The following is a 13,430-nucleotide window of genomic DNA, read 5'->3' on the forward strand; positions in this document are numbered from 1 at the left end:
CTCCTTATTGGAGTTGGGGTTTTTTCGTTTAACGGTATGCCCAATTTTCCTTTAATATTGATGTTATAGAGGTGAATTAGGCATATATTCAATCCGCTTATTACCTTATTTATGCCCCTTAAAATAGAGAGAATACATGTTGTTTTATCTATTTTATCAGCCTAAACAGAGGGAGCTTATTGCCGGGTTTAATATCAAAAAGGTTCAAGAAATAACATGTCATTAGTCGATTTTGCAGCATCGCCGTTATCGGTATTGCCTGCAGTTATTGCATTGGGATTATCAATCGCTACCCGCCGAGTTCTACTTTCATTAGGTGTTGGTATTGTATTAGGAACATTATTACTGACTGATTTTTCAATGTCCGAAGGTTCTGGGTATTTATTTAAGACCATTAAAGGGGTTGTGATTGAAGACGGGGGAATTAATACATGGAATATGAGCATTATTGGATTTCTGCTGTTATTAGGAATGATCACTGCGTTATTAACCCTTTCAGGAGGGACGCGTGCTTTTGCTAATTGGGCTTTGATACATATTAAAGATAAGCGTGGTGCGTCTTATTTAGCTGCGTTATTAGGCGTATTTATCTTTATTGATGATTATTTTAATAGCTTAGCTGTTGGATCTATCTCTCGTCCGGTTACGGATCGTTTTCATGTGTCACGTGCTAAGCTTGCTTATATTCTTGATTCTACCGCTGCGCCTATGTGTATCTTGATGCCTGTGTCAAGTTGGGGGGCTTATATCATGACTATTGTTGGCGGAATTTTGGTTAGTCATGGTATTACCGAATACTCGCCACTAGGTGCTTATATGCATCTTATTCCCATGAATTTTTATGCGATATTTACGTTATTGATGGTGTTTGCCATGATTGCCTTTAAGCTAGATATTGGTTTAATGAAAAGCCATGAAGTGAAAGCAGAGGCAATGGGGTCGAAAGCAGGAAATGCAAACGAAAATGTCGATCTTCATGATGATTATGGCATTCAAGAAAGTGAATTAGGTAAAGTCAGTGATCTTGTTTTTCCGATTGTGAGTTTAATTATCGCTACGGTCTTTTTTATGCTTTATACAGGTAATCAATCACTTGCTGGTAATTCATTGCCTTTTTCTATATTAGGTGCCTTTGAAAATACCGATGTAGGTAAATCATTATGCTACGGCGGGTTAGCTGGATTATTATTTTCTTTTGTGATTGTTGTAAAACAAAAATTACCCTTCTCAGATATCTTTAATGCCCTATTGATTGGTGCAAAATCGATGCTTGGCGCCATTATTATTCTGTTTTTTGCTTGGTCTATTGGTAGTGTTATTGGCGATATGCAAACAGGGGCTTATTTGTCTTCGCTAGTACAGGGTAATATCGATATTAATTGGTTACCTGTGATTCTATTTGTTTTATCGGGCGCGATGGCTTTTGCAACCGGTACGTCTTGGGGGACTTTCGGGATTATGTTACCAATTGCTGGTGACATGGCAGGTGCGACTGAAATCAGCTTAATGATGCCAATGTTAAGTGCGGTATTAGCCGGTTCGGTTTTTGGTGATCATTGTTCACCCATTTCAGATACGACGATACTTTCGTCAACGGGCGCTCGGTGTAAACATATTGACCATGTTGCAACCCAATTACCCTATGCACTTTCAATGGCATTAGTATCTGCTATCGGGTTTATTGTCCTTGGGTTTATCAACTCATTACCTATTGCATTATTGATTTCCTTTATTGCTTTTATTGCGGTTCTTTTTGTTATGAAAATGCTGAGTAGAGGTGAATCTGCCGGTGACTTAACTTTAAAAACTAACTGTGACTAAAACATCGAAGTTCGTTGCTAATTATTTGAAAGGTAACAAGTGAGATACCCGTTACCATTCAAAATGCAGAAATCAGCAAGACGAGAGGTGAGCAGATTCTAGGCATAAAGGTGAAGATCTAACGGGTTAAATCGAGACTTTATAACAACGAAGATGTTTGCCTCTCGTCTTGCCCTGCGAGTCACTAGCTCGAACACCAATACTGCGTTATAACATTCGATAAGGACTAGCTATTAAAGATGTAAAGTCTTGTTTTTACATCTACCGATAGAGGATTAACGCAGTTAATCGCTCGAAAGGTCATCATGTTACGCCTTGCCTTGGTATCCGAGCTAGTGACTGATAAACGCATCTTGATTGGTAACGGGTATATAACTAAATCCCATTACTGTTGTAATAAGTATTTTCCCACTATTTTTATCTCTCCTAAGCAATTTCAATTTACCCTGATATCACGTAAACTACGCGACTGAATAAAGCTCTTAAAGGTGACCCCATGATACGTTTGAATGAAGTTAAACTGCCACTTGATCATAGCGATGATGCGCTGCAGAAATTTGTGCTCGATAAATTATCGATTAATGATCAGCAGTTGGTTGATATACATATATTCAAACGTGGTTACGATGCGCGTAAACGTAATGTAATTACCTTAATCTACACGTTAGATATTACTCTTCAACATGTTGATGAATCAGAATTGTTGACGCGTTTTGAAAAAGATCCGCATGTGCGAGTTTCACCTGATACAACCTATAAATACGTTGCTACTGCACCGGCTGATTTAAGTGAACGTCCTATTGTGATTGGTATGGGACCCTGTGGATTATTTAGTGCATTAATTCTTGCACAAATGGGGTTTAAACCAATTGTATTGGAACGTGGTAAATCGGTGCATGAACGTTCAAAGGATACATTTCGTTTTTGGCGAAAAGCAGAGCTTAATACGGAGTCTAATGTTCAATTTGGTGAAGGAGGTGCCGGTACCTTCTCCGATGGTAAATTATATAGCCAAGTTAAAGATCCAAACTTCTTAGGTCTAAAAGTAAAACAAGAATTTGTTGCAGCTGGTGCACCCGCTGAAATTATTTATGTTAGTAAACCACATATCGGTACCTTCAAATTGGTGACCATGGTTGAACGTATGCGTCGTAAGATTATTGAATTAGGTGGTGAAATTCGTTTTGAAACACGCGTTGAAGAACTGAATATTGAAAATGAACAAATAACGGGTGTGACCTTAAACGGTGGGGAAGTTCTTAATTCAAAGCATGTTGTATTAGCGATTGGTCATAGTGCACGTGATACGGTACAAATGCTCCACGATAAAGGAGTGCATCTTGTGCCACAATCTTTTTCTATCGGGTTCCGTATCGAACATAAACAGGAAATGATTGATAAAGTACGCTTTGGTATTAATGCTGGCCATCCTATTCTTGGTGCTGCTGATTACAAGTTGGTTCATCATTGTAAAAATGGACGAAGTGTTTATAGCTTTTGTATGTGCCCTGGTGGCGTGGTGGTTGCTGCAACGTCAGAAGAAGAAGCAGTAGTGACAAATGGGATGAGTCAATATTCGCGTAGTGAACGTAATGCAAACTCTGCTATTGTTGTGGGAATTTCACCGAGCGACTTTAATAACGATCCACTTCAAGGGATCGCATTACAACGTAAATTAGAACGTCATGCCTATGTACTTGGCGGCAGTAATTACGATGCTCCAGCGCAGCGTGTTGGCGACTTTTTGGCCGCTAAGGAAGCGAAGCCCGTTGGTCATATTGAACCTTCCTATCGTCCGAATGTAAAAATGACGGATCTTAGCAGTAGTTTGCCTGAATTTGCGATCGATGCTATCCGCGAAGCTATTCCCGCGTTTGATAAAAAAATACGTGGTTTTGCAACTCCCGATGCGATGTTAACTGGGGTTGAAACGCGTACTTCTTCACCGGTTCAAATCAAACGAGGAAAGGATTATCAGAGTTTGAATATTAAAGGGCTTTATCCTGGCGGGGAAGGCGCAGGTTATGCGGGCGGTATTTTATCTTCTGGTATCGATGGAATTAAAGTTGCAGAGGCGGTAGCCTTAGACATGATTAAAAATAAATAAAATTCTTTTATAGTTTAAAAAATTAGCCGAATCTCAGAAATGTTATTCGGTTTTTTTATATCTTCGGTTTTAGTGTTAATGTAATAGATTCAGATATTAAGCCGAGGATAGAAAATGAAAATAGTGTTATTAGATGCATTAAGTATGGGCGACAGTGACCTTTCCATATTCAACACATTAGGTGAATTTACTTCATATCAAGTCACGTCAGATGAACAAAAGCCAGCACATATTGGCGATAACGAGATTATTATTACCAATAAAGTAATGATAGATCGTGCAACGATCGAAGCAAATCCTCAGCTTAAACTTATCTGCATTGCTGCAACGGGCAAAAATAATGTCGATTTGATTGCTGCAGAAGAAGCGAGCATTCCGGTTAAAAATGTCAGCGGATATTCCACGGAAAGCGTTGCACAGGTAACTTTTTCTATGCTGCTTTATTTGACCCATCAAAGTCGTTATTACGATAATTATACCCAATCTAAAAAATGGTGTGAAAGTGAAATTTTTACGCATATTGATGTGCCATTTTCTGAGTTAAAAGGAAAAAAATGGGGAATCATTGGATTTGGTGCAATTGGCCATCGCGTTGCAGAAATAGCTCAAGTGTTTGGTTGCGATCTTTGTTATTACTCGACATCGGGTCAAAATAGTCAGCAAAGTATTGAACAACTTGATTTACCTACATTGCTTTCAAGTTGCGATATCATCACTATTCATGCGCCATTGAATCCTCAAACGAAAGATTTAATAGGTGAATCACAATTAGCTTTATTGAAGAAAGGGGCAGTGCTTATTAACGTCGGGCGAGGTGGAATTATCGATGAGCAAGCCATGGCAACCGCATTAGATAAATACGATATTTATCATGGTACTGATGTACTTGCGGTAGAGCCGATGATTCATGATCATCCTTATTTTTCTGTGAAACAACAACATCGTTTAATGATAACGCCACATACAGCCTGGGCAAGTGTTGAAGCGCGTAAAGAGTTAGTAAGCAAAATTGCAGATAATATTAAGTCTCTTTAAGTTTATTCTGTCGTTAGTTGTTTTTACTATCATAAAACGATTAACGACGAATTTATCATCAATAAAAGGGACGAAATGAATCTTATTATCGAACAAGAAAAAGCGCTTCATAAAGTTTGGTTTAGTAGTGATAAAGCGACCGTTGAACGTTTACTTCATCCTGAATTTAATGAGGTTGATGAGTCTGGTCGCAGTCATTTTTTCAATGAAATATTAACGCATATGGATAAGGCCAAACATTCAGAAGATAAATTACATTCGCAAGATTTTGAATTGATAAATTTACAAAGCCGCACCATGCTTTTACTTTATAAATCAGCGTTATTAAAGCCAAACGGTGAGTACTGTGCCTATGCGAAGCGATCATCAATTTGGATTGAATCGGATGGTCATTGGAAAATGAAATATCATCAGGGAACACACTGCGAGGCGTTTAATATAATAAAGTAACTATGCTTATCATGAAGAGGGCTTCATATTAATAATCCAAGAAACATTTCGATAAACAAACCAATTGACTCGGGCATGTAGAGGCGAGTGTTAGCGCAAAATATCCTGTGATTTTGTTAAATTAAATTGTAAGCGTTCGAAATAATAAGTTTCCTGATAGAGCAGAAGGGCGTTATAACCGTATTGGATAGAATTTTTTGTATCTAAATATTGATGAGTATAGTGCTAATACCAATTGTAATAATTAGCTGACAAACACAAATGAAGTCGGATGAATTGATCCTTCGTGTAAAATCCTAATTTATGGCATGTAACGTTATTCCGGTGGAGAGAAATATGGACACTAACAACAATTATTCTCGATTCATTGGATCTATTTTCTTTTTATTTTTAATGATGATGAGTCTCAATATTACGCCGATTAATGCCGAAACGTTAAACCTTGATAAAGGGACTGTGCCTATCAAGGTTGAAGCAATAGTGACTGTTGAAGATCAACTTCCCCTTAGCCAAGTTGCACAGGGGACACAGGATATTCACCGCGCTTGGTTTACGGGGGGGACGAAGCGTTATGCTCATGGCGTTTTAGGCGATAGGATCGAAGCAACTCAACTGGTTGTTGAAACGAAAATGGGTACAAGACTAATGGTTGAATTACCCGCTGATCGTGTATTTGAAGACCTTGAGCCTCGATTAGTTGATATTAATAATGATAATACAGAAGAAGTATTGGTTGTTGTCAGTGAGCAGCATCTTGGGGCTTCTTTGATCGTGTACGGAATTGTTAATCAAGAATTGGTACAATTAGCCACAACGCCATTTCTTGGACAAGCTTATCGCTGGCTTAATCCTCTTGGTGTTGGGGATTTTGATGGTGATGGAAATAAAGATATTGCGCTTGTGGCTACACCACACATTGGTGGATTATTGCGGCTTTATCATATCAATGGGAAAAAACTGATTCAATTTGCTGAATATTCAGGCGTGAGTACGCATTATATCGGTAGTACTGAATTAGGCCTTGGCGTGGTAGTTTCGGCAAGTCCTCGTGACCTGATATTAGTACCAGAACAATCTCGTCGACGTCTTCTTTTATTGGAATGGAAGACAACAGGATGGCATATTCATGACCATCTCGATTTACCCAGTCAGCTTACCACGTCATTAACTCCTATCAGTGAAAATGAATGGCAATTTGAAGGTGAAAATGAGGTATTTTACAATATTTCTTTTGCTAAATAGAAAATAATTTACCTTATTATCAATACCATATAGCTTATTGATCTCAGAGGGGATTTGATTGATATCATCGTGCTAAAAGTGTGACTAAATAATTCCATATTTTTAGTATGAATAGAAATTTAAATAAAACCCAGTATAATAAACCTTCTTAGTATGATTAATTCTTCCTATTAATTTATAAATTTCGTCTTTTCGAGAGGGCTTTTATAAGTTAAACATCGTATAAAAAATCTGAGTTTACAATTTCGACATTGCTGTATTTACAGCGATTAATTTGTCACATCTAAAAATTGAGGAAATATGAAAAATCGTCACTGGAAACGAATTACATTAAAAGTTGGTAGCGCATTAATTGCACCAGAGAAAAAAGGGTGTAGCTCCCGTTATCTTTTGCACATTGCAAAATTTATTTTGCAATGTCGTGACGCGGGCATACAAGTTATTATTGTCTCTTCTGGTTCCGTTGCTGCCGGCGCACATTTATTTGGTGATATAAAGAATCCGTCTGTGGCTATAAAAAAAGCAATGGCAGCGGCAGGGCAAAATGAATTAATGGCATCCTGGGCGCGTTTTTTCGATTTCCCCTGCGCACAAATTTTATTAACGCAAGACGACTTTCAAGATAGAGAGCGCTACAACAGTATTCAAGAGACTATTGATAGCTTATTAGAACATAATATTTTGCCAGTTATTAATGAAAACGATACGGTCACAACTGATGACTTGAAAGTTGGTGATAATGATAATTTATCAGCAAAAGTAGCAGCGGCAGCCAATGCAGATGCATTGATTATTTGCTCCGATGTTGATGGCTTATATGATAAAAATCCACATACCCACGATGATGCTGAATTGATTAAAGAAGTCTGCAGTATTGGTAATGAAATTTATGCCATGGCGGGTGGTGCGCAAGTGGATGGTGTTGGTACTGGTGGTATGAAAACAAAAATTGAAGCGGCTGAAAAAGCAACTTCCCATGGTATCAGAACATATATTGTTAATGGTTTTAAGGAAAGCTCATTTGAAGAATTGGTGAGCGGTGTTAATCCAGGCACTGTTTTCACTGCCTACGATTTACCGATGCAAGAAAATGTTCATTGGATGACCTATAGTTCGAAAGCGCAGGGAGAGGTGATTGTCGATACTCATTCCGATCATTCTATTGATGAACAAACTGAGCAACTAACAAGTGATGATATCGTTGAAGTGCATGGTGAGTTTTCAGCAGGAGATACCATTTTTGTTCGTAGTGATGATGGTAAGAGTTTAATTAAGGCGGAAGCCAATTACAGTAGTTGTCTGCTTAACTTTATTAATGATTATGATACTGGCAAAGAAGGCGCTGAGTCACTCCATCAAACTGGGCCTATTATTTCAGATAAAAATATTGCTGTTTTAGACAAAAGTTATCGTCGGATGTCCGTCGATCAAGGTGATAGTGAAAGTTAATGGTATAAATCAAACTAAGTAAAAAGGACGATCTATCTCATATGAATCGTCCAAATATTATACCTTTTTAGGTGATTTTATTTTAAACGAAATCGGTACAGTCGGATGTTTGTTTTCTGAATTATGTGGTGGTTAAACTCACCATCACATTCTTGATGTACCTTTGCTTCACTATTTTGTCCATGCAAGCTTTATTTCTCTTATGTCGAGATTAATCTTCCAAGGTGACTGGTGTTACAAATCCTTGGGGTTTAATTGCTAATACTGAGCAGTCTATATTGTTTAAAATTGTTTCTGCTGTATTGCCCATAATAAAGCCTGGAATACCAATACGGCCGACTGTACCCATCACCACTAAATCCGCTTTTATCTCTTCTGCTAATTTGGGGATTTCTCTACGTGCTAATCCTTTGATGAGATGGGGCTGTGGTTTGAGATAATCGAGTGCTTCATCGTCTTGTTTATTGTTAACATCATGAAGCAGAGCATTTAAGCTTTCTTGGTGCTTTTGTTCAATTGTTTTAACATACGCGTGTATTTCTGCTTCTGATGTTTTAGTAAAAACGCCATGGTGCATGGCACTTTCGCCCATGACATCCCAAGCATGTGCAACGTGTAGCTCTGAAAATTCAGAGAGAGCCAACGCACTTGCCATATGCAATATTTCTTGGTTGAGGGACTGTCGTACTTCTAAATCAGGTGAATAGTAGGTCTCGCTGGCATCTACAGCAGCCAAAATACAGCGATAAGATTTTGGTGATTCTGGCTTAATTAACCAAACTGGACAAGGGCATTTCCGTAATAGTTGCATATCGTCACTGCCAAAGAAGCGACTTAACCAATCCTGTTGATCTGGGATTTTAATCAGTAAATCATGCTCATTACGCAGTATCTCTCGAATAATACTCAGAAAAGGTGTGCCTAACAATACTTTCGACTCGATGTTAATTTCAGCTTGATAAGGGGCGATTAACGCTTCTAGGCGATGTACATAACTATTTACTATTTCTTCTTGTATATTGGGTAATGTAGGTCCCCCCATTGGAATGCCAATACCAATTGTGACATGTGGAATAACATCAATAACAGTGAGGCTAGCTTGGTTATTTTTTGCAAGTGTTACTGCGCGCGCCAAAACATTGTTACTGCTCTCTGTTGGGCCAAGTACACATAAAATATTTTTGAATCTGTTCATTTTAACTACCTCCATTATTGCGCTACAAAATACAGAGAATTTTTTATAAATGTTGGTTTAAATGAAGCATTTTAGAGTTGTTTTGTTGAGTGATAAAAATCAACCGTCTCTGATAAGTATAGAAAGCATAATGAGTTGTTAATGATAAATATGCGGATATAGAGGCATGGATTAAGTATTAATTGAACTTGTCCACAAATATGAGAGAAAATAGTTTATCCATTTATCAGTTTCGATTGTTCAATTGGTTGCGTATTGGTTTGTTGAATCAAGTCAATTGTCCCCTGATCTTTTAATTGCTTCAATGTGTGGTTAAACCGATTCATGATGGCTTTTCCCTGGGGATATGATTTAGGTATGATTAAATGATGAGCGATGTTAACAAATGATTTTTCAAGTTGAATGACATCATTTGGATGAGCAAATGTTTGTTTTATTAAATGAGACCCAATACTAGGATTTGTCATGACTAAATCAACGCGACCCAATGCCAGCATTTTAAAGCAGTGAATCATGCTTTTGGGACGGGCTAAGGTAATTATTTTATCTTCGGATAGCTGTTTTAAGTCAAATAGATTATAACCTATTGGTTTGCATATGGTTAAGTTAGCTAAGTCTTCCAGTTTAGTGTAGTTTAGATTGGTTTTACACAGAGCAAAAAAATGTTCTTCAAGGTCATAAATAGCATCTGAAAAGTATACATATTTTTCTCGTTCCTTATTTTTTGTATAGGGAAATGTTCCTAAATATTGACCGTTTAATGTTTCTAAGTAACCGCGTTTCCAAGGTTTAAAATGAATTTGAATGGGCATGTCCATTTTTGCAAAAATAAGTTTTATAATTTTACTGGTTGTTCCGCCATTTTTTAATTCTTTACCGACAAAGGGAGGGAATTCTCCCGTGACCAGTTGCAATGTCTCTGCATGGTTATTGAATGAAATGAGTAATAATAAAAATAATATTTTTTTCATTAATTTCGTTTCACTCGTCATGATTAATGGGAAGATAAATAATTTAAAATTAATCTGGTTATTATTTCATCATCTTATTCTATTTGATTATTAAAGTAAAAATTTCATTAATGGGCATAGAACGATCAAGCGTTAAAATAAAAGTAGGCTGATTTCTCTTTCGGAAATAAAATCGTTACTTGAAATTTCCTATGCGTAGCAACATCATACTCTCTTGTTTAATCGAGTATGGAATGAAAAATAATAGTATCAGAACAGATGTTATTCTGACTTAAATTACAAAATTGAGGTTGTTTCTACACTCTCTGAGTTGTCGGGATTAATGTAGAAGAACGACAGAGTTATTATTTCAGCCTTATTGAGCATAAAAGTCGCTTCGAGCTGCTACAAGTAGCAAAGATTAACCGCCCCTAAAATACAGAAAAGGTAAAAATGAAAATATCATTTAAGAATGACTATTCAGAAGGTTGTCATCCACAAATATTAACAGCACTAACGGCATCGAATTTAGTACAACAAGATGGATATGGAGGAGATCAATACAGTCAAAATGCGGCAAGTATTATTTTACAGAAACTTAAAGCTCCACAATCGAAAGTACATTTTGTCAGTGGTGGTACGCAAGCTAATTTAGTTATTATCTCGGCCTTTTTACGGCCACATGAAAGTGTGATTGCAGCAACGACTGGCCATATCTTTGATAATGAAACTGGTGCTATTGAAGCAACTGGACATAAGGTTAATGAAGCACAAGCTGTTGATGGGAAACTCACGCCTGAAACGGTTCAACAGGTGCTTGATGCACATCCTGTAAAACCTCATCAACTAAAACAAAAAATGGTTTATATTTCTAATTCAACGGAAATTGGAACGGTTTATTGTCGTGATGAAATTATTGCTTTATCAATGTTTTGTCGAGCGAATAATTTGTATTTATTTATGGATGGTGCGCGCCTAGGGCATGCTTTAATGTCTGAGCAAAATGATCTTACCTTGGCGGATATTGCTCAATACACGGATGCTTTTTATATTGGTGGCACTAAAAATGGTGCCTTAATCGGCGAAGCTATTGTTATTAATAATATTGCTTTGCAAGAGGATTTTGAATATCACCTTAAACAAAAAGGTGCGATGCTATCGAAAGGTCGATTATTAGGCATTCAATTTGAAACTTTATTCCAAGACGATTTATATTTTCAATTAGCAGAACATGCTAACCAGCAAGCGATGAAGATCAAACAAGTTTTTGAATTGACGAAATGTGATTGGTGGGCGAATACGAATACTAATCAAATTTTTCCTATTCTAGAAAATAGCAAAATTGCATTGTTAGCCGCAGCGTTTGATTTTTATGTCTGGCGCAAAATTGATGATAATTATTCTGCTATTCGTTTAATAACGTCCTGGGCAACAACGGAAGAAAGTGTTGATTTGTTTATTAAAGAAGTGAAAAAAGTATATCATTTACAATGATATAAATTATATCAAACCCGTTAATTAAATATGCTATTTAAGGTTAATGAAAGCGTAACAATTGCAAAAGAAAGAGCGAAACTTGTATTTATTTTAACAAGCAGAAATGAGTAGATATTAGCGGAATTGGTAATATTAATGGTTAATAAAAAAGGCTACTTTTGCAATAAGAGTAGCCTTTTTTGATCTAATTAATAAATATTCATTAACCAGGGAAAAAGAGTAATTTAACTAGGAATAGTATAGCTAGGAACCAAAGGCTTGCGCTTAGTTCTGCTGCTTTACCACTGAATATCTTAATTGCAGCGTAGGCAATAAATCCAAGTGCAATACCATTTGCAATAGAGAATGTTAACGGCATCATTAATGCGACAATCACAACCGGCGCGGCTTCAGTGATATCATCCCAATCAATGTCGCGTAATCCACCAATCATTAATACTGCTACATACAATAATGCACCAGCGGTTGCGTAGGCTGGCACCATACCTGCTAACGGTGCAAAGAACATTGCTGCAATAAATAAAATACCAACAACCACTGCGGTTAAACCAGTACGTCCACCTTCGGCCACACCGGCAACACTTTCAACATAACTTGTTGTTGTTGATGTACCCAGCATAGAACCGGTAATCGACGCCGTACTATCAGCTAATAAAGCACGATTTAAACGTGGTAAGTTACCGTTTTTATCAAGTAATTTAGCTTTTTCTGCAACGGCGATTAATGTACCCGATGTATCGAATAAATCTACAAATAGAAAGGCGAAGACAATGCTGATCATACCCACATTAAAGGCACCGGCGACATCCATTTGCATAAAGGTTGGTGCAATACTCGGTGGTAGAGACATAAAGCCTGCATATTGAACGTCACCAAAAATAATACCTAATACTGTGATCGTTAAGATAGCGATCATTACGCCACCTTTAACACGGAAATGCATTAATGCAACGACAAGAAAGAAGCCAAGTGCAGCAAGTGATGCTGGTAATGATGTCATATCGCCAAGGCCGACTAATGTTGCAGGATTATCAACAACGATCCCCGCATTTTTAAGGGCAATTAATGCTAAAAATAAACCGATACCAGCGGCGATACCTTTACGCATTGGAAGTGGAATTGAATTAATAATCCATTCGCGGATTTTGAACAAGCTTAAGGCAACAAAACAAATACCTGAAAGGGTTACTGCACCCAATGCAACTTGCCATGTGTAACCCATGTCTAATACGACTGCATAGGTGAAAAATGCATTTAAGCCCATACCTGGTGCGAGTGCTACTGGGTAGTTTGCGTAAAATCCCATGATGAAACAACCTATTGTTGCAGCTAAACATGTTGCAACAAATACTGCACCAGGATCCATTCCGGTCGCCTGTAACATTGATGGGTTAACAAAAATGATATAAGCCATTGTTAAAAATGTAGTAAAGCCAGCGATAATTTCAGTTTTCACCGTTGTACCGTTTTCGCTTAATTTAAAAATTTTTTCGAGCATACTAGCTCCAATAGTTGTAGGTTAATAAATATTAAGATTTTTCTAAATCTAATTAATCTCTATTGAAAAGTGTAAACGAAAGGCGGAGAGAAATAATATTCTCACGTTTTATTGGTTTGCTAATTAGAATAACTAGTTATAACAATTAAATTTTGCTTCCATTCACTTTACTGTTCTTAAATAGAT

10 protein-coding genes are annotated in these 13,430 nt (G+C 37.2%); 7 read left to right on the top strand and 3 right to left on the bottom strand.

Going from position 1 to position 13,430, the window contains the following annotated elements; all coding sequences use genetic code 11:
• The first annotated feature begins 216 nt into the window (after positions 1 to 216).
• From ACR30L_RS05145 to proB, 6 genes are all read left to right on the top strand, one after another.
• Positions 217 to 1,821, top strand: a complete 1,605-nt coding sequence (locus tag ACR30L_RS05145; RefSeq protein ID WP_435236962.1) for a Na+/H+ antiporter NhaC family protein — start codon at positions 217 to 219, stop codon at positions 1,819 to 1,821.
• Between the two features lie 496 nt (positions 1,822 to 2,317).
• Complete coding sequence (locus tag ACR30L_RS05150) at positions 2,318 to 3,928, top strand: NAD(P)/FAD-dependent oxidoreductase (protein WP_435236963.1); 1,611 nt, start codon at positions 2,318 to 2,320, stop codon at positions 3,926 to 3,928.
• A gap of 114 nt (positions 3,929 to 4,042) precedes the next feature.
• Positions 4,043 to 4,963: a D-2-hydroxyacid dehydrogenase gene (locus tag ACR30L_RS05155; protein ID WP_435236964.1), complete on the top strand. Its 921-nt coding sequence runs from the start codon at positions 4,043 to 4,045 to the stop codon at positions 4,961 to 4,963.
• Between the two features lie 75 nt (positions 4,964 to 5,038).
• Positions 5,039 to 5,413 carry a DUF4440 domain-containing protein gene (locus ACR30L_RS05160; protein ID WP_435236965.1) on the top strand — a complete coding sequence of 125 codons (375 nt, stop codon included), beginning with the start codon at positions 5,039 to 5,041 and terminating at the stop codon, positions 5,411 to 5,413.
• Between the two features lie 336 nt (positions 5,414 to 5,749).
• Positions 5,750 to 6,655, top strand: a complete 906-nt coding sequence (locus tag ACR30L_RS05165) for an FG-GAP repeat domain-containing protein (RefSeq protein WP_435236966.1) — start codon at positions 5,750 to 5,752, stop codon at positions 6,653 to 6,655.
• A gap of 300 nt (positions 6,656 to 6,955) precedes the next feature.
• Positions 6,956 to 8,104 carry a glutamate 5-kinase gene (gene proB, locus ACR30L_RS05170; RefSeq protein ID WP_435236967.1) on the top strand — a complete coding sequence of 383 codons (1,149 nt, stop codon included), beginning with the start codon at positions 6,956 to 6,958 and terminating at the stop codon, positions 8,102 to 8,104.
• A 211-nt stretch (positions 8,105 to 8,315) separates the two neighbouring features.
• Here proB and ACR30L_RS05175 read toward each other — a convergent pair whose 3' ends face one another.
• Together ACR30L_RS05175 and ACR30L_RS05180 are read right to left on the bottom strand one after the other, a co-directional pair.
• On the bottom strand, positions 8,316 to 9,299 hold the full coding sequence (locus ACR30L_RS05175; protein ID WP_435236968.1) for a universal stress protein: 984 nt from the start codon (positions 9,297 to 9,299) through the stop codon (positions 8,316 to 8,318).
• A gap of 215 nt (positions 9,300 to 9,514) precedes the next feature.
• Positions 9,515 to 10,270, bottom strand: coding sequence for a substrate-binding periplasmic protein (locus tag ACR30L_RS05180; protein ID WP_435236969.1), 756 nt, complete (start codon positions 10,268 to 10,270; stop codon positions 9,515 to 9,517).
• 432 nt (positions 10,271 to 10,702) lie between these two features.
• On the opposite strand from ACR30L_RS05180, the gene ACR30L_RS05185 reads away from it, so the two are divergent.
• Positions 10,703 to 11,743, top strand: coding sequence for a threonine aldolase family protein (locus tag ACR30L_RS05185; RefSeq protein ID WP_435236970.1), 1,041 nt, complete (start codon positions 10,703 to 10,705; stop codon positions 11,741 to 11,743).
• Between the two features lie 205 nt (positions 11,744 to 11,948).
• Here the strand turns inward: ACR30L_RS05185 and ACR30L_RS05190 are convergent, their stop codons facing one another.
• Positions 11,949 to 13,244 carry an NCS2 family permease gene (locus tag ACR30L_RS05190; RefSeq protein WP_435236971.1) on the bottom strand — a complete coding sequence of 432 codons (1,296 nt, stop codon included), beginning with the start codon at positions 13,242 to 13,244 and terminating at the stop codon, positions 11,949 to 11,951.
• Positions 13,245 to 13,430: the final 186 nt, after the last annotated feature.

The organism is Psychromonas saccharinae (assembly GCF_051201515.1).
In the GTDB taxonomy this organism is placed as follows: Bacteria; Pseudomonadota; Gammaproteobacteria; order Enterobacterales; family Psychromonadaceae; genus Psychromonas.